The organism is Chromobacterium sp. HL1, from assembly GCF_057418835.1.
In genome coordinates, this window is record NZ_CP162399.1 from 3,983,939 (window position 1) to 4,001,020 (window position 17,082).

Annotated in this window: 17 protein-coding genes; 5 read left to right on the top strand and 12 right to left on the bottom strand. The window is 62.8% G+C overall.

Going from position 1 to position 17,082, the window contains the following annotated elements; translation table 11 throughout:
• Nucleotides 1-70 precede the first annotated feature (70 nt).
• From AB1Z25_RS18150 to AB1Z25_RS18170, 5 genes are all read right to left on the bottom strand, one after another.
• Nucleotides 71-1,081: an ornithine carbamoyltransferase gene (locus tag AB1Z25_RS18150; RefSeq protein ID WP_048409588.1), complete on the bottom strand. Its 1,011-nt coding sequence runs from the start codon at nt 1,079-1,081 to the stop codon at nt 71-73.
• A gap of 133 nt (nt 1,082-1,214) precedes the next feature.
• Nucleotides 1,215-2,447, bottom strand: coding sequence for an arginine deiminase (locus AB1Z25_RS18155; RefSeq protein WP_043637845.1), 1,233 nt, complete (start codon nt 2,445-2,447; stop codon nt 1,215-1,217).
• An 85-nt stretch (nt 2,448-2,532) separates the two neighbouring features.
• A complete protein-coding gene (gene arcD, locus AB1Z25_RS18160) occupies nt 2,533-3,972 on the bottom strand; it encodes an arginine-ornithine antiporter (protein ID WP_107800543.1) in 1,440 nt (479 codons plus the stop codon).
• A 496-nt stretch (nt 3,973-4,468) separates the two neighbouring features.
• Entirely contained in the window at nt 4,469-4,597 is a 129-nt protein-coding gene (locus AB1Z25_RS18165; RefSeq protein WP_019103856.1) for a DUF3149 domain-containing protein, read from the bottom strand.
• 263 nt (nt 4,598-4,860) lie between these two features.
• Nucleotides 4,861-5,889, bottom strand: a complete 1,029-nt coding sequence (locus AB1Z25_RS18170) for a CDP-6-deoxy-delta-3,4-glucoseen reductase (RefSeq protein ID WP_227104900.1) — start codon at nt 5,887-5,889, stop codon at nt 4,861-4,863.
• Between the two features lie 38 nt (nt 5,890-5,927).
• Here AB1Z25_RS18170 and AB1Z25_RS18175 point away from each other — a divergent pair, with 38 nt between their 5' ends.
• Both AB1Z25_RS18175 and trmB read left to right on the top strand, forming a co-directional pair.
• A complete protein-coding gene (locus AB1Z25_RS18175; protein ID WP_486635833.1) occupies nt 5,928-6,848 on the top strand; it encodes an NAD-dependent epimerase/dehydratase family protein in 921 nt (306 codons plus the stop codon).
• A gap of 37 nt (nt 6,849-6,885) precedes the next feature.
• Nucleotides 6,886-7,566 (top strand): tRNA (guanosine(46)-N7)-methyltransferase TrmB, encoded by a 681-nt coding sequence (trmB, locus tag AB1Z25_RS18180; protein WP_107800545.1) that lies wholly within the window; start codon nt 6,886-6,888, stop codon nt 7,564-7,566.
• Between the two features lie 32 nt (nt 7,567-7,598).
• Here the strand turns inward: trmB and AB1Z25_RS18185 are convergent, their stop codons facing one another.
• Nucleotides 7,599-8,084 (bottom strand): glutathione peroxidase, encoded by a 486-nt coding sequence (locus AB1Z25_RS18185; protein WP_227104904.1) that lies wholly within the window; start codon nt 8,082-8,084, stop codon nt 7,599-7,601.
• Nucleotides 8,085-8,140: 56 nt separating this feature from the next.
• Here AB1Z25_RS18185 and AB1Z25_RS18190 point away from each other — a divergent pair, with 56 nt between their 5' ends.
• On the top strand, nt 8,141-8,620 hold the full coding sequence (locus AB1Z25_RS18190; RefSeq protein ID WP_199225926.1) for a DUF1841 family protein: 480 nt from the start codon (nt 8,141-8,143) through the stop codon (nt 8,618-8,620).
• Nucleotides 8,621-8,916: 296 nt separating this feature from the next.
• Here AB1Z25_RS18190 and AB1Z25_RS18195 read toward each other — a convergent pair whose 3' ends face one another.
• Nucleotides 8,917-9,867, bottom strand: a complete 951-nt coding sequence (locus tag AB1Z25_RS18195) for a D-2-hydroxyacid dehydrogenase (protein WP_486635834.1) — start codon at nt 9,865-9,867, stop codon at nt 8,917-8,919.
• 11 nt (nt 9,868-9,878) lie between these two features.
• Complete coding sequence (locus AB1Z25_RS18200; protein ID WP_107800548.1) at nt 9,879-10,661, bottom strand: DUF2189 domain-containing protein; 783 nt, start codon at nt 10,659-10,661, stop codon at nt 9,879-9,881.
• 187 nt (nt 10,662-10,848) lie between these two features.
• Here AB1Z25_RS18200 and AB1Z25_RS18205 point away from each other — a divergent pair, with 187 nt between their 5' ends.
• Nucleotides 10,849-11,175 carry an FKBP-type peptidyl-prolyl cis-trans isomerase gene (locus tag AB1Z25_RS18205; RefSeq protein ID WP_199225927.1) on the top strand — a complete coding sequence of 109 codons (327 nt, stop codon included), beginning with the start codon at nt 10,849-10,851 and terminating at the stop codon, nt 11,173-11,175.
• A 67-nt stretch (nt 11,176-11,242) separates the two neighbouring features.
• On the opposite strand, the gene AB1Z25_RS18210 is transcribed toward AB1Z25_RS18205, so the two are convergent.
• A complete protein-coding gene (locus AB1Z25_RS18210) occupies nt 11,243-11,863 on the bottom strand; it encodes a DedA family protein (RefSeq protein WP_107800550.1) in 621 nt (206 codons plus the stop codon).
• 113 nt (nt 11,864-11,976) lie between these two features.
• Between AB1Z25_RS18210 and alr the strand changes: the two genes are divergently transcribed.
• Nucleotides 11,977-13,050 carry an alanine racemase gene (gene alr, locus AB1Z25_RS18215; RefSeq protein WP_486635835.1) on the top strand — a complete coding sequence of 358 codons (1,074 nt, stop codon included), beginning with the start codon at nt 11,977-11,979 and terminating at the stop codon, nt 13,048-13,050.
• Here alr and AB1Z25_RS18220 read toward each other — a convergent pair.
• The 3 genes from AB1Z25_RS18220 to glmM all read right to left on the bottom strand — a co-directional run bounded on the left by AB1Z25_RS18220 (nt 12,996) and on the right by glmM (nt 17,053).
• Complete coding sequence (locus AB1Z25_RS18220; RefSeq protein ID WP_486635836.1) at nt 12,996-13,553, bottom strand: rhomboid family intramembrane serine protease; 558 nt, start codon at nt 13,551-13,553, stop codon at nt 12,996-12,998. The two genes, alr and AB1Z25_RS18220, sit on opposite strands and share 55 nt — an antisense overlap.
• Before the next feature lie 5 nt (nt 13,554-13,558).
• The gene (locus tag AB1Z25_RS18225; protein ID WP_486635837.1) at nt 13,559-15,502 is read right to left on the bottom strand and encodes an ExeM/NucH family extracellular endonuclease; all 1,944 of its coding nucleotides are present in this window, start codon (nt 15,500-15,502) and stop codon (nt 13,559-13,561) included.
• A 216-nt stretch (nt 15,503-15,718) separates the two neighbouring features.
• Entirely contained in the window at nt 15,719-17,053 is a 1,335-nt protein-coding gene (gene glmM, locus AB1Z25_RS18230) for a phosphoglucosamine mutase (protein WP_107800554.1), read from the bottom strand.
• Nucleotides 17,054-17,082: the final 29 nt, after the last annotated feature.

Here is a 17,082-nt window from a genome sequence, read left to right on the forward strand (position 1 = left end):
AAACCGGCCAAGGTTCCCGGTCAGGGAAGCCTTGGCCGGCAAAGTGCAGCTAGGGATGCCTAGGGCCGGATCAATCGCCCAGCGTGGCCACCAGGATGGCCTTGATGGTGTGCATGCGGTTTTCGGCCTGTTCGAAAGCGATGCAAGCTTCGGACTCGAACACGTCCTCAGTCACTTCGATACCGTTGGCCAGGTCCGGATATTGCGCGGCGATTTCCTTGCCCACCTTGGTTTCGCTGTTGTGGTAGGCCGGCAGGCAGTGCATGAACTTCACTTGCAGGTTCTCGGCGGCGGCCATCAACGCGGCGTTCACTTGGTAAGGCTTCAGCAGCTTGATGCGTTCGGCCCAGACTTCGGCCGGCTCGCCCATGGATACCCATACGTCGGTGTGGATGAAGTCGGTGCCCTTGACCGCCGCTTTGGCATCCTCGGTCAGCGTGATGCGTGCACCGGTCTTGGCGGCGATTTCGCGGCACTGAGCCACCAGTTCGTCGGTCGGCCACAGGTGCTTGGGCGCGCCGATGCGCACGTCCATGCCCAGTTTGGCGCCGATCACCAGCAGGGAGTTGCCCATATTGTTGCGGGCGTCGCCCAGATAGGTGTAGCTGATCTGGGAGATGGGCTTGTCGCTGTTTTCCCACATGGTCAGCACGTCGGCCAGCATCTGGGTCGGGTGCCATTCATCGGTCAGACCGTTGTATACCGGCACGCCGGCGAACTTGGCCAGCTCGGTTTCCACCATGTGCTGGTCGAAGCCGCGGTATTCGATCGCGTCGTACATGCGGCCCAACACGCGAGCGGTGTCCTTCATCGATTCCTTGATGCCGATTTGCGAACCGGACGGCCCAAGGTAAGTCACGTTGGCGCCCTGGTCGTAGCAAGCCACTTCAAACGCGCAGCGGGTGCGGGTGGAGGTTTTTTCAAAGATCAGGGCGATGTTCTTGCCCTTCAGATGCTGCTGTTCGGTGCCGGTGTACTTGGCGCGCTTCAGGTCGCGGGCCAGGTCGAGCATGTAGCGGATTTCGCGCGGGGTGAAGTCCAGCATGCGGAGGAAGTTACGGTTGCGCAGATTGAAAGCCATGATATTGCTCCTGATTAGAGTCTGGGCAAGCCGGCCGTCGTTTCCGGGGAAACCGGCGGTCAACCTGTCTTTTTGCACATGAATCTTGGGTTTTCCTCCCGGCCGCGCCTGCGGCCGGGACACTACAGCTGAATTACAGTTTCACTTCGTCGCGAGTGATCGGGCAGGTCATGCAGTGACCGCCGCCGCGGCCGCGGCCCAGCTCGGAAGCCGGAATCTCGATCACTTCCACGCCATGCTCGCGCATCAGGCGGTTGGTGTAGGTGTTGCGGTCGTAGGCCACCACCACGCGGCGATCCAGCGCCACCACGTTGTTGCCGTCGTCCCACTGTTCGCGTTCGCGCTGGTAGGCGTCGCCGCCGGTCTGGATCACGCGGATTTCCTTGAGACCCAGCGCCTGGCGCACCACTTCCACCAGATGCACGCCTTCGTGGCGTTCGAAGCGGATTTCGCCTTCGCGGTCGCCAACGTACATGCTGGTGCAAGTGATGTCGTCCACCACGTCCGGGAACAGCGACAAGAGATCGATGTCGAGGAAGCTGAACACGGTATCCAGGTGCATCGCCGCACGGGACTTAGGCATCTGGCAAGCGATTACGCGAGTGGCGCCGCCTTCCTTGCCCAGCACGCGCTTGGCCACTTGCACCACCGCCTGCGGGCTGGTGCGCTCGCCCATGCCGATCAGGACCACGCCGTTGCCGATAGGCATCACGTCGCCGCCTTCCAGCGTGGCCGGGCCGTGTTCCTGGTCGCAATCGCCCCACCATACTTTCACCTTGCCGGCGAACATCGGGTGGAATTTGTAGATGGATTGCAGGATCAGGGTTTCCTGACGACGCGCCGGCCAGTACATCGGGTTCAGCGTCACGCCTTCATAAATCCAGCAAGACGGGTCGCGCTGGAACAGGCTGTTCGGCACCGGCGGCAGCACGAATTCGGATTGGTCCAGGTAGCCGCCGAACAGGCCTTTCGGGTCGAACGGCAGTTCGAATTTGGCGATGCCGCCCACCAGATGCTCGGCCAGTTGCGAAGACGGCATTTCGTCCAGCCAGCTGCGCAGATCGCGCAACATGCCGATACCTACGTTGTCGGCCTTGACCTTGCGGTCCAGAATCCAGGCACGGGAAGCTTTGTCGTCCAAGACCTTGGCCAGCGCGTCGTGCACCTCCACCACTTCGATGCCGCGGGAGCGCATTTGCTCAACCATGTAAGCATGGTCTTTCTGTGCGCGTTCCACCCAGATCACGTCATCGAACAACAGGCCGTGGCAGTTGTCCGGGGTCAGGCGCTTATGCGCCAGGCCGGGACGGCACACCATCACAGTTCGCAACTTGCCGCACTCGGAATGAACACCAAACTTGGTCATGACAAACTCCTTAATGATATTGGGGGAGCTGGTGGAGGCCCGTGGATCTCGCGCGCCTCCGGTAATCTTCTTACAAGGTTCCGGCTTAGAGCGTCAGCGCTCCGGTAGCCAGTTCGTAGGCGGCGAACAAGCCCGCCACTACAATCAGCGCAGCCAGTACCGCCTCGGCGCCGGTGAACGCTTTCTCGCCGCGCTCCTTGCGAGCCCACAGGTAGAACAGCAGGCCCGGGGCGTACAGCACCATGGACAGGAACAGATACTTCAGGCCGGCGGCGTAGATCAGCCAGACGCCGTAGACCGAGGCGACGGCGGCGATGCTGAACTCTTTGCCGCTGGATTCGCCCTGGGCGTAGCCCTCGCCGCGCTTGGCCACCAGCAAGGCGTAGCCGGAGCACAACAGGTAAGGAATCAGAATCATCGAGGTAGCCAGCGACAGCAGCGCCAGGTAGCCCGCGGAACTGAACAGCGTGATGATCAGGAACAGTTGGATCAGGCCGTTGGTCAGCCACAGCGAGGCGGCCGGGGAGCCATTGGCGTTGGTGGTGCCGAACACTTTGGGCATCACGCCGTCTTTGCCCGCCAGGTAGGGCGCTTCGGAAGCCAGCAGCGTCCAGGCCAGCAGCGCGCCACCCACCGAGATCACCAGACCGGCGTTCATCAGATTGGCGCCCCAGGGGCCGATGGCTTTTTCCAGCACATAGGCGGTGGACGGGTTCTTCAGCGCGGCCAGTTCAGTTTGCGACATCACGCCCAGCGACAGCACCGATACCGCAACCAGCAGGGCGATGGTCAGCAGGAAGCCGATCACGGTGGCCTTGCCCACTTCTTTCATGTTTTCCGCACGGCTGGAGAACATCGACGCGCCTTCGATGCCGATGAACACCCATACCGTCACCAACATGGTGCTCTTGACTTGATCGACGACCGAGCCGAGTTTGGCCGAGCCCCAGAAGTCCAGATTAAAGGTATCCACTTTGAAGGCGAAAATGACCAGCAGGATGAACAGCGCCAGCGGCACCAGTTTGGCCACGGTGGTGATGGTGTTGATGAAGGCCGCGCCGTGCACGCCGCGCAACACCAGGAAGTGCAAGGCCCACAACAGAATGGACGCGCAGACGATGGCGGTGGTGGTATTGCCTTCGCCGAACACCGGGAACCAGAAGGCCAGCGCCGAGAACATCACCACAAAGTAGGATACGTTGCCGATCCAGGCCGAAATCCAGTAACCCCAGGCCGAGTTGAAGCCCATATAGTTGCCGAAACCCGCCTTGGCGTAGCCGTAGACGCCGCCCTCCACTTCCGGTTTGCGATTGGCCAGCATCTGAAAGGCGAATGCCAGAGTCAACATCCCGAAGAAGGTAATCACCCAACCGATCAAGATGGCGCCGGCTCCGGCGCCCGCCGCCATATTCTGCGGTAGCGAGAAGATGCCGCCGCCGATCATGGAGCCCACCACCAGAGCGGTCAGCGCGCCAAGCTTGAGCTTGGGAGCGCCGCCGCCTTGGGTTTCAGTTTCCGTAGACATTTTCGTTCTCCGTGAGAGTACATTAACCTGCAAATCTGTTGTTATATAATTAAATTCTTATCATCTGAGACAATGGTATACCCCGGATTTAGTGATCGCCAGAACAGTCGAACATCCGTTTGACCTGCGTCAAATAGCGTCCTCCCGCTCCATTCGCCCCATCCCGACATTAGAACAAAAGCTTTATAGAAGCCCCAGACACAATTGGCAGAACTAACAATTGTGCTGCGCACAAAACATTTAATTAATTTTGTATTTAATTTTTATTAAAAATAAAACGCAATATCAGATTGTCTGAACGCGTCCAATAGAGAAGAGCCGCAAACGGCCAAAAGAGACGGGACAAAGAAGCAGTGAGATAAAGATAGAGAGAGGAGACGGAGAATAAGGCAGACCAGCCACGGCAATTGCGGGCAAAAAAAAGTGGATGCGGCCCACCACCGCATCCACCAACACACACATCAAGAGGATAAACACATCCTGTTTGCCCAGGCGCTCACTCCGGTTTTTTCACGTTCTTGAAAATCGCCACCAGAGCGCCCAGCACCACCAAGGTGGTCACCACAATGGTCACCAAGCTTAAAATGCCGACATCGTCGGAAAGAAGAAGAGTCAGAAGTTCCATCGCCACTCCTTTTCCGGGGCCACGCCCCATATAGGTTTCTTGATCCTCATCTTAGCCAGTTGGGCGGCCCGTCCATTGACGCAAATCAAATGGCATGACCCCCAAGTTTGATGCAAGACAAATAAAAAGCCCCTGGCTCGCGCCAAGGGCTCATTTCCTAAAAATCAGCAACTTATATCATTACAGTTGTGCGTCAGGCGATACAGTTCGAATCAGTTCAGCTGAAAAAATCGGCTTACGTCATCCCTGTCTCGCCGGCGTGTTCACTTGCTGCCGCCCATGTCCTTGGACAGGAAGAAGGCGTCGGAGAAGAACTCGTCTTCCGGCAAGCCGCGCTCGCGGGTGAAGCTGCCGTGCGCAGCCTCCACCATCAGCGGCGCGCCGCAGGCGTAAACCTGATAGCCGGCCAGATCGTCGAAATCCTCCAGCACCGCCTGGTGAACAAAACCGGTGCGGCCCGCCCACTCGTCGCCCGGCAGCGCGTCGGACAGCACGGGGATGAAGGTGATGTTGGGATGCTGCGCCTGCCAGGCGCCGGCCAGATCCGCCATGTAAAGATCCGCCTTGGTGCGCGCGCCCCAGTAGAACACCATCTCGCGCTGGATGCCGCTATGAATCGCGTGCTCGATGATGCCCTTGACCGGCGCGAAGCCGGTGCCGCTGGCCACGAAGAGAATGGGCTTGTCGGAATCCTCGCGCAGGAAGAAAGAGCCCAGCGGGCCTTTGAAGCGCATGATCTCGCGCTCCTTCATCTGACTGAACACATACTCGGAAAAAGAGCCGCCCGGCTGATTGCGGATATGCAGTTCCAGGAAAGCGTCGTCATGCGGCGCGTTGGCGATGGAGAAACTGCGCTTCTTGCCGTCCTTCATCAGGATGTCGATGTATTGGCCAGCCTTGAACTGCAAGCGCTCGGACACCGGCAGCTTGAGCTTGAGCACCGCCACGTCGTGGATTTTTTCGATTTTCTCTACGCGGCACGGCAAGGTCTTGATCTGGATATCGCCGGCGCCGGCCACTTCGCGCGCCTCGATGGCGATGTCGCCCTTGGGGCGGGCGCAACAGAACAGCGCCATGCCCTGGGCGCGTTCGGCCTCGGTCAAGGCCTTTTCCTGGAAACCGTCCTGGCTCACTTCGCCTTCCACCACCTTGCCTTTGCAGGCGCCGCACGCGCCGTCGCGGCAGCCGTAAGGCAGGCCCACGCCCTGGCGCAACGCCGCTTCCAATACGGTTTCATGCGGCTCGACGCCAAATGTATGCCCGCTGGGGAGCACTTTCACCTGCGCTGTCATCTGTTTCCTCTACTCAATATCTGGCTAAAATGCGCATCATGCGAACCTTAATGATCATCGGCGCCGGCGATGTCGCGCGCCGCGCCCTGCCGGAACTGACCCGCCGCTGGCGGGTGCTGGCGCTGTGCCGTTCCAACGCTAGCGCGGAAGCGCTGCGCCGCCAGGGCGTCACGCCCATCCGGGGCGATCTGGACGACCCCCGCGCTTTGCGCCGTTTGGCCGGCCTGGCCGACGATCTGCTGCTGACCGCTCCCCCCCAGGAAATCGGCCGCAAGGACTTGCGCATGCGCAAGTTGTTGTCTGCGTTGGCAAAAGGTTGCAGGATACCACAGCGTCTAGTCTATATCAGCACCAGCGGCGTGTACGGCAATGCCGACGGGGCTTTGCTGGACGAAGGCGCCCGCCTCCGCCCGCACAATGACCGCGCCTGGCGCCGCCTGGACGCGGAAACCTGCTTGCGCGGCTTCGCCGCCGCCCACGGCTGCCAGTTGACGGTGCTGCGCGCGCCGGGCATCTACGCCGACGACCGCCTGCCGCTGAGCCGCTTCGCCTCGCAAACGCCGCTGATCCGGCCGGAGGAGGACAGCTGGAGCAATCACATCCACGCCGACGACCTCGCCGCCGCTTGCGTGGCCGCCTTGCTGCAATGCCGCGGCGGTCCGCGCGTATTCAACGCCAGCGACGATCAGCCGCTGCCGATCAGCGAATGGTATCGCCGGCTGGCCGCCGCGCTGGACCTGACCTTGCCGCCCCTGTTGTCGCGCGAGGAGGTCCGCGCCCGGGTTTCCGCTGGTCTATGGTCTTATATGATGGAGTCCAGACGGCTTAGCAACCGGCGCTTGCGCCGGGAATTGCTGCCGGCTCCCCGCTGGCCCGACACCGCCGACTACCTGGCGGCGCTGGCCCAAGCGCCGGAGCGCATCGCCGCCGCGCTCGCTTCGGCGGCCAAGATTCGGTAACATCGCGGTTTTTTTGAGTTTTTAAGCAGGCTTCTCTATGGAAAATCCGGCATTTCAACGCGCCATCCGCAGCTTCGTGCTGCGCCAAGGCCATCTGTCTCCCGGCCAGCAACGCGCGATGGACGAAGGCATGCCGCGCTGGGGCATCGAATACCGCCCCGAGCGCATCGATCTGGAGCAGGCCTTCGGCCGCGCCGCGCCCAAGATCCTGGAAATCGGCTTCGGCATGGGCGGCGCCACCGCCGAAATCGCCGCCGCCAATCCGGCTCAGGACTACCTGGGCGTGGAAGTGCATTCGCCCGGCGTCGGCAATCTGTGCAAGCTGATCGCGGAAAAGGAATTGAGCAATCTGCGCATCATCCGCCACGACGCGGTGGAAGTGCTGGACCACATGCTGGCCGACGGCAGCCTGGACGGCGTGCATATTTTCTTCCCCGACCCCTGGCACAAGAAGCGCCACAACAAGCGCCGCCTGATTCAGGCCCCGCTGGTGGAGAAGCTGGTCGCCAAGCTCAAGCCGGGCGGCTATCTGCACGCCGCCACCGACTGGGAAGACTACGCGCTGCAGATCATGGAGGTGTTCAGCGGCCAGCCTCAGCTGGTCAACACCGCCGACGGCTACGCGCCGCGCCCGGACTACCGCCCGCTGACCAAGTTCGAAGCCCGCGGCATCAAGCTGGGCCACGGCGTGTGGGACGTGATTTTCCGCCGGCGCTGATGTCCGCCCGGACCCGCCGCCAGCGGCGGGTCTCAGCCGCCTTTAGGCAGCAAGGCCTCGATATCCTCCAGCAATTCATGCGGCTCCACCGCCGGCTCGTAGCGCTTGACCACCCTGCCCCTGGCGTCGATCAGGAATTTGGTGAAGTTCCACTTCACCGGGTGCGGGTGGGTGGAATCCGCCTGGGTCAGCCAACGCCACAGCGGATGGGCGCGCGGCCCGTTGACTTCCACCTTGGCGAACAGAGGGAAATCCACCTCGAAACGCGTCCGGCAAAAACGCTCGATCTCGGCCTCGTCGCCCGGCTCCTGGCCGCCGAACTGATTGCAGGGGAAACCCAGCACCGCCAGACCGCGGCCGCCCAGACTATGCTGCAAGTCCTGCAAGCCGGCGTATTGCCGGGTGTAGCCGCACTCGCTGGCGGTATTCACCACTAGCGCCACTTGGCCGGCGTACGCCGACAGCGGCTGTTCGCTGCCGTCTATGCGCGCGGCGGAGAAGTCGTAAAGCGTGGTCATGGCCACCTCCGTCTCGTATAATGAGCGCTCCCGAGAATCCACTCAGGCACTATCCGATGTTGTTCAATCCCAGCCGGCAGGACGCCCGGCGCTTCTTCTTCGACACCTGGCAGAAATCCAAATCCGGAACGGACCTGTCCGACCTGGAAAAACTGGTGCTCCCCATTCTTATAGACCACCCGGAGTATCACGCCATTCTGGATCGGCCGGAACAGTATATGGAACAGGAGTGGACGCCGGAAATGGGCCAGAGCAATCCCTTCCTGCATCTGGGCCTGCATGTGGCGATTGAGGAACAGCGCTCCATAGACCAGCCCTTCGGCATCCGCTCTCTGTACGCGCAGCTGGCGCTGCGCCTGGGCAGCGAGCATCAGGCGCAACACGCGATGATGGACTGTCTGGGCGAAATGATCTGGCACGCTCAGCGCCATGGCGGCGGTCCGGACGTGAACCGCTACATCGGCTGTATTCGCGGCAAGCTGGGCATGGGGGCGGAGGAACAGCCTCGCATCAACCCCAACGACGTCCCGGACTGACGCCGCACGGCCGGCAGACGCCGACTCAAGCCCAACGCCCGGTTCCGCCGGGCGTTTTGCATGGCCGCGAAACAGGCAAAAAAAGAGCCGTGGGGGGAAACCCTCCACGGCGATCAAGCGGGGCAGCTCGTACTGGCAAAGCCAGAAGAGCCTCCTCATGCTATTCTCACAATAAACAAAATGCAAATAGTTTTTTAACAGTTAACAATAAATAAAATATCTAATCATTTATATGAATATATAATTTAAAATACGCCGCCAAAAAAGCCGGCCTACGCCGGCTTGACGCCCCAAACTCACAACAAACGATTGCGCTCGATGCCCGCTACGAAAGCGGCGATATTGTCCACCAGCTGCGCGGCCAAACGCTCCATCGCCTGCCGGCTGGCCCAGCCGATATGAGGGGTGATGATCAGATTGGGCAAGCGGGTTTTCAGCAAGGGATTGCCGTGAACCGGCGGCTCTTCGCTCAGAACGTCGAAACCGGCGCCGCCCAACTGCCCATACTTGAGCGCGGCCACCAGATCTTCCTCGTTGACCAGGCCACCGCGCGCGGTATTGATCAACAAGGCACCCGGCTTCATCACGATCAATTCCGGCTGGGCGATCAGGTCCCGGGTGTCCTCGGTCAACGGACAATGCAGCGAAATCACATCGGCCTGCGCCAGGGCCTCGGCAAAAGCCACATGCCCGGAACGCACTTCCTTGGCGCCTTTGCGTTCGACGAACATCACCTGCATGCCAAGCGCGCCGGCCAGCTCCGCCAGGCGCAGGCCGATGCCGCCCGCGCCGACGATGCCCAGGGTCGCGCCGCGCAAATCTCGGATCGGCGCGCCGAAATGGCAGAACTGCCGCGACTGCTGCCACACCCCCGCGGCGACGTCGCGCTGGTAGGCCGGCAGGTTCTTGGCCAGGGCCAGCATCAGGGTCAAGGCGTGTTCGGCCACGGTGTCGTCGCCGTAATGGCGAATATTGCACACCGCGATGCCCAAGTCGCGACAGGCGTCCAGATCGACGTGGTTGTAACCGGTGGCGGCGATCGCCACCAGCTTCAGGCCGGGCAGTTGCTCCAGGGTTTCCCGCCGCAGCGGCACCTTGTTGGTGATAACAATGTCCGCTCCCGAACAGTTCATCGCCGCGTCTTCGACGCTGGTGGAGGGGAACTCGTGATATTCGGACGGGAACGGCAAAAGCGGAACCGGGACAGGCAAGCTGTCCCGGTCAAGAAACACGACGGAGTGGGTCATCAGCTATTCAGTCATCTCTCAAAGGTGATCAAATCGCGGTAAGCATGCCAGCTGGCCAGCGCCAGCACCGGCATGATGATGATCAGGCCCAGGAAATAGGTCACAAAGCCCACCGCGCTCAAGGCCACAATGATAGCCGCCCATATCCCCATCGTCAGCACATTCTTCAGCACCGCCTGCACACTGGCGATCATCGCGGTGACCGTGTCCACTTCCTTATCCAGCATCAAGGGAATGGAGACCACGCTGACCGAGAACACCACCTGAGCGAACACAAAGCCCACCGCGAAATAGGCCACCAGGAAGACGACATTGTCCGGGTTGAAGGCGTTGGCCACGATGTCGTTCAAGGACGGCAAGGCCGCGGTGTCGTAGAACAGCGCGAACATCAGCAAGGACACCCGGAACCAACCGAACACCAGCACCGCCAGCAAGGCCGCGTACAAGGTGAAGGCTGGCAGATTGACGCGCCAGGCCGCCATGCTGTGCGCCAGCTTGACCCTGCCATGGCCGTCGAAAGCCTCCATCTGCTTGGCGATGTCGTACAGGCCTATCGCCAGGAAGGGGCCGGCCAACAGGAAGATGGTGGCGAAGGTGATGATCAGTTCAGGAGAGTGCTCGGAGTACAAGGTCAGCAAATACCCCATCAACACGAAAACCGCGCCGTAAAACAGGCAGTCGGCCGGGGCTTTTTGAAAGTCGCGGAAGCCTTTTTTCAGCCATTGCAACGGCCGGGAGGTTTCCACCCTGCGCGCAACCGGGCGGTCGCGCGGGATATCGTGAGTCGCGTCCATGACAAATCCCCCTCAAGGATACGATGCGAGGCAGCCCCGCATCCTTACCGTTATACGCCACGCGTCGTAAAACACAAGCCGGCCGTCCGGCTGCTATAATCCCGCGATTGCCACGGCCCTTGGCGAGCGCCGCCTTCCGCGCCGCCGGGCCGGGCCTCATTCAGCGCTTGCGCGACAAGGACATATCATGAGCGAACTGATTATCGAAGAACTGGCGATAGGCGACGGCGCCGAAGCCGTCATCGGCCAGGAAGTCACCGTGCATTACACCGGCTGGCTGACCGACGGCACCAAGTTCGATTCCAGCAAGGACCGCTTCCAGCCGTTCAGCTTCCCGCTGGGCGACGGTTATGTGATCAAGGGCTGGGACCAGGGCGTGGTCGGCATGAAAGTGGGCGGCAAGCGCAAGCTGACCATCCCGGCCGAGCTCGGCTACGGCGCGCGCGGCGCCGGCGGCGTGATCCCGCCCAACGCCACCCTGGTGTTCGAAGTGGAGCTCTTGCAAGTGGGTTGAAACCCAAGAGCGCAAGAACGTAAAAAAAGCTTCCTCAGGGAAGCTTTTTTTATGGGACGACGCGGGCTTATTTCTTCACGCACTGATGCTGACGACGACGACGCATCCAGACGAAGGCCACGCCCAGCAGCAAGGCCGCCACCACCGCCAGAATACCGGCCTGACCGCGGTGCACCATGGTCATCAGCCACTCGCGATTGGCCGCGCCGTAATAGCCTAGATACACCCAGACCGGCACCGAAATCAGCGCGGCGAAGCCGTCCATCACCAGGAAACGCCAGTAGGAAATGCGGCGGGTCATGCCGGCGGTGATGAAGATGGGGGAACGCAGCCCAGGCAGGAAACGGGCGACGAACAGCACCCAATTGCCGTATTTTTCGAACTTTTCCTGCACCGCCTCGAAACGCTCCTGGGTCAGGATGCGCGCGATCGGCCGGAATTTCAGCACCCTGTTGCCGAACACTCGCCCGGCGGTGAACATGATGCCGTCGCCGGCCAGCACCCCGGCCATGCCAACGAAAAACATCCAATGCACATTGGTGTAGCCGAGGCCGGAAATGATGCCTCCGGCCACCAAGGTGATGTCCTCGGGAATCGGCACGCCGAAACCGCATACCAGCAACACGGTGAATACGGCGATGTAGCCGTAGCCAGTGAAAAAATCGAGAAGTATTTGCAGAGTGTCCATTTTGTTCCGCTTGCCGCCATGTCTCCGTTCAGGACGATCCTGGCGCGGCTGCGTTATCGGGGTACATCACCAGGGGCTTATAATAGCACACCTCCAACGCAGACTTTCTTGACATGACTCGCCCTATCCAGGTGGAAATCCACCGCGCCGCCATCCGCCACAACTACCTGCTGTCCCGCGCCCAAGCCCCGCAATCCAAGGCCTACGCCGTGCTCAAGGCCAATGCCTACGGCCATGGCCTGCTCGACGCGGTCCAGGCGCTGGCCGATGTCGCCGACGGCTTCGCCCTGCTCAATATCGAGGACGCCGTCCGCTTGCGCGAAGCCGGCGTCCAGCAGGACATCGTGCTGCTGGAAGGCGCCTTCGACGCCGAAGAGGCCGCGGCGATGGCGCATTACCGGCTGGGCGGCGCGATACATTCCCAACAACAGATAAGCTGGCTGGCCAAAGGTTCCGCCAAACAGCCGGTTTCCTGCTGGCTCAAGATCAATAGCGGCATGAACCGGCTGGGTTTCACGCCGGCGGAAGCCGCGCCCGCGCTCGCTCAATTGCGCGCCTTGCCCGGCGCGCGCCTCGACGCCTTGATGACCCACTTCGCCACCGCCGACGACGACTACGGCGTCGCCGAGCAATGGGGACGCTTCCAGCCCTTGATCGCCCCCAGCGCCTTGCCGGTCAGCGCCGCCAACTCCGCCGCCTTGTTCCGCCACCCGCATACCCACGGCGCCGTCGTGCGCCCCGGCATCGTGCTCTACGGCTGTTCGCCCTTCGCCGACGTAGACGGCGCCGGCCTGGGCCTGCAGGCGGCGATGACGCTGAGCAGCCGCGTCATCGCGGTGCAAAAGGTGCCGGCCGGCGACGCCGTAGGCTACGGCCGCCGTCTGGTGGCCGAAGGCGAAATGCGCGTCGGCATCGTTGCCTGCGGCTATGCCGATGGCTATCCGCGCATCGCCGACAACGGCACGCCGGTCGCGGTGGACGGCCAGCCGACGGGTACGGTCGGCCGGGTGTCCATGGACATGCTGGCGGTGGATTTGAGCAAGCTGCCGCAAGCCGGCGTCGGCAGCCGGGTCGAACTATGGGGTCCGCAAGTGCCAATTGAACAAGTCGCCGCCGGCGCCGACACCCTGGGCTATGAACTGATGTGCGCGGTGGCGCCGCGAGTACCGCGCCTCGTCCATAACTGAAGCCAGCAGCAAGCGGCCAGCAAACCCAAGGCGGCGCCGCTCCAATGCGCCGATACCAATACCGGCTCGCCGCCGCTCCAACTACCCGGCGACAGGCTCTGCCAAGCCAGCCGGCCCAACAAGGCGGCCAGCCACAGACCGCGCCAGTTCGGCTGCGTCAGCGCCAGCGCCGCCCACCAGCAATACACCAGGCCGGAGGCGCCGACGAAGGCCTGCGGCGCCGGCCACAGCCATTGCATCGCGGCGATGGCTGGAGGCGCCGCCAAGGCCAGCGTCAGCAACAAGGGCGCCCTATCCCGCCCCAGCCACGCCAGCGCCGCCAGCGCGGCGCTGTTGAGGCAGGCGTGGCGCGCGTCGGCGTGCACCCAGCCTCCGCTCAGTATCCGCCACCATTCCGCGGCGTTCCACGGCTCGAAGCGCCAGGCCAAAGCCGCCGCGCCCCAGGGCGCGGCCAGCGGCAGCAGCGCGGCCAGGGCCAGCCATAACGACCGGCCGCCGGCCATGGACCTTAGCGCTTGCGGCGCCACAGCGCCGTCGCTCCCAGCGCCCCCAAGCCCAGCAACAGGGCCAGGCCGCCTTCGTCCGCCGCCGCCACCGCGTTGCCGCGGCGCGCCACGTCGACGTACAGGGGATCATGGTCCGAAGAACGATAGGCGTCCGCCGCGTAGTATTTCTGCTGCTGTTCCGCGCTTTTGAACTCGCTGCTGTACTCCAGCGCCGTCGGCTCGTCGGCGTTGATGTGCCACTCGCCCGCGGCCAGCACCATGGCGCTCAGCGGCTTGTCGGCCAAGGCGTGGTCCAGATTGCCGGATTCGCCGTTGAACACATAGGAGTAAGCGTCGCGGCTCCAGCGCGCCAGCAGATTGTTGAAGCCGGCGCTTTCAAACGCGCGGATCGGATCTTCCTTGGCGTAGGAGTTCATATCGCCCAGCAACAACATGCCGTCGTTGGGGCCGGGCTGCGGGCGGGTGGCGTACCAGGCCATCAGATCGCGCACCGCCTGCACCCGGGTCAGATTGCAATTGCCCTGGCCGTCGCCCTTGTCCACATCGGCCTGGCCGTCCACCACCACATCGGCGCAGCTGCTGCCTTTGGACTTCAGATGATTGACCGCCACGGTGACCCGGGTCTTGCTCTTGGCGTCCAGCACAAAGGTCTGCAGCAGCGCCGGCCGGTTCTTCTGCGGATTGCCTATCGTCCTGACCTCGGCCTTGCCTTGCGCCGTCACCGCGGCCGGACGGTAGATCAGGCCGGTGGTGATCGCGTCGCTGCCCACCTGTGGCAGGCCGGGATTAGCGAACTGGTATTGCTTGGGCTGCGGCTGGCCCTGATTCAAGGCGTTGACCAGGTCCTGGATCGCCGAATAGCGGTCGAAACCGTCGTTCTCGATTTCCATCAGGCCCACCACGTCGGCGTCCAGCTGGCGAATCGCCGCCACGATCTTGGCGCGCTGGCGCTCGAAATCCTGCAGGGTCTTGGCGCCGCGCGGGGTTGGGAAGCCCTTGCCCTGACCGTCGCCGTTGAAGAAGTTGAGCACGTTGAAGCTGGCGAAGCGCACGCTCTCCGGCTGGCGCTTGGGCGCGCCCGGGCGCGGATTGCCGGCCGCGACGCGCGGCGCGGCCAGCGGTTGCAGCCGGTATTTGCCGAAGGCGTAGCTGACCACGCCGGTCACGCCGTCCAGACGGTCGCCGCTGCGCAGGGTGCGGCTGGCGGAGAGGCCGCCGGGCGCCGGCAGCCAGGCGTCGGCGTTCTGGATCTGCAAGCCGTCGTCCAGGGTCAGCTTGTCCAGCTGATTGGCCTCGCTCAACGCCTTGGCCTCGGCGCTGCCGGGCAGGAAGCGCTGGGTGGCGGTCCATAACCTGGGCCGGCTGGACAAGGTCAGTTCGCCGTAACGGCCGTAGTCGTAATTGGCGACGACGTGGACCGGGCCTTCCAGGCGCACGGCCATGCCGGCCAACGCCTCCAGCTGGGCGCTGGACTGCAAGGGCAGCCGCAGGCTGGCGTAAGTCAGCGGCTCGCTGTAAGCGCACTGCTCCACCGCGGCGAGATTGGCCGGGGTGATCTGGGTTTCGCTGGCGGCGTCGCCCTTGCGGCTGTACTCGGACACCTTGCCGGTCACGCGCACCACGTCGCCAGGCTTGAGCGTCGGCGCGGCCAGGTTGCCGAGGAAGACGAACACGCCTTCCGAGGTGGCCGGATCGGCGTCCTGATCCCGCGCCTCTTCCTGCAGATAAAAGCCGCGCAGCTGGCCGGCGCCGGTGAAGGCACCGCTGACCACGCCCTCTACGGTGACGGTCTTGCCTTGCAGCGGGCTGCCGACGACGCGGCCCTGCACATCATGGATCAAGGTGGCGCCGGCGGCGCCGCAAGCGGCCTGGGCCAGGGCCGGGATCGCCAGCGCCACTGCCATGGCGATGGGGCTCAAGGCCTTCAATGCGTTTGCTGTTTTCATGGTATGGATCATCACGAGCGTAAGGAGCGCTGATTCTAACCAGTGCGCAATGACAAAAAGATGTCATTAGATACAGTTGCACGCAAAGTCACTATCTGTATGTTTCATCTGAAAACAATAAGCGCCGTTTCTTTCCCCATTCAGGCAATAAAAAAACGCCAAACAAATAATGTCTGGCGTTTTCGTGCTGACGCCGGCGCAAGCCGGCTGTCGCGATCAGGCGACTCTCTGGATGGCCGCCGCGATGGATTGCGCCCACTGATCGGCCAGCGCCTTATCGTCGGCCTCCACCATCACCCGCACCACCGGCTCGGTGCCGGACGGGCGCAACACCACGCGGCCGCGGCCTTGCAGCGCCTGTTCGGCGGCGGCCAGCGCTTCCGCGGACGCGCCCTTCCAGTCGCAGCCGTTGTGGCGGACATTGATCAGCGTCTGCGGATAGGGCTGCCAGTCGCTGCAGGCGTCGGCCAGGCTCATGCCCAGATCGGTCAGACTGGCCAGCACTTGCAGGCTGGAGATGATGCCGTCGCCGGTGGAATGGCAATCCAGGCACAGGATGTGGCCGGAAGCTTCGCCGCCCACCTGCCAGCCCTGGCCGTGCAGCATTTCCAATACATAGCGGTCGCCCACCTTGGCGCGGCCGAAGGCCACGCCCTGCTTGTTCAGCGCCAGTTCCATCGCCAGATTGGTCATCACCGTGCCCACCACGCCGCCCTTGAGCTCGCCCTTGGCCGCGCGCGCCTTGGCGATCACGTAGATCAGCTGATCGCCATCGTAGACGGTGCCCTCGCGGTCCACCATGATCAGGCGGTCGCCGTCGCCGTCCAGCGCGATGCCGTAATCGGCGTGATGCTCCAGCACCGCCACCTGCAAGGTCTTGGGATAGGTGGCGCCCACCTTCTCGTTGATGTTGTAGCCGTCCGGCTCGCCGCCTATGGTCACCACCTCGGCGCCCAGTTCGTGGAACACCTTGGGCGCCACGTGGTAGGTGGCGCCGTGGGCGCAATCCACCACCAGCTTCAAGCCCTTGAGATCGCGGTCGTTGGGGAAGCTGCTCTTGCAGAATTCAATGTAGCGTTCCACCGCGCCTTCGATGCGGCGCACCCGGCCCAGCTCTTCGGACGGATTGGTCGCCATCGGCTGCTCCAGCATCGCCTCGATTTCCAGTTCGACGGCGTCGTCCAGTTTCTTGCCGCCTTCGGCGAAGAACTTGATGCCGTTATCCTGGAAGGGATTGTGCGAGGCGGAGATCATCACCCCGGCCTCCAGGCGCAGCGCGCGGGTCAGGTAGGCGATGCCCGGCGTCGGCAACGGGCCGGTCAGCAGCACATTGACGCCGGCGGCGGAAAAACCGGCTTGCAGCGCCGCTTCCAGCATATAGCCGGAAATCCGGGTGTCCTTGCCGATCAAGACCGTGGGGCGATGCGCCTTGTCGTGGTCGACCAGTACGCGGCCGGCGGCATAGCCCAGTTTCATCACGAATTCCGGCGTGATCGGGAATTGACCGACCTCGCCGCGCACGCCATCGGTGCCAAAGTATTTACGGCTCATGTTTTTCTCTCGAATCCGGCCGGCTTCAG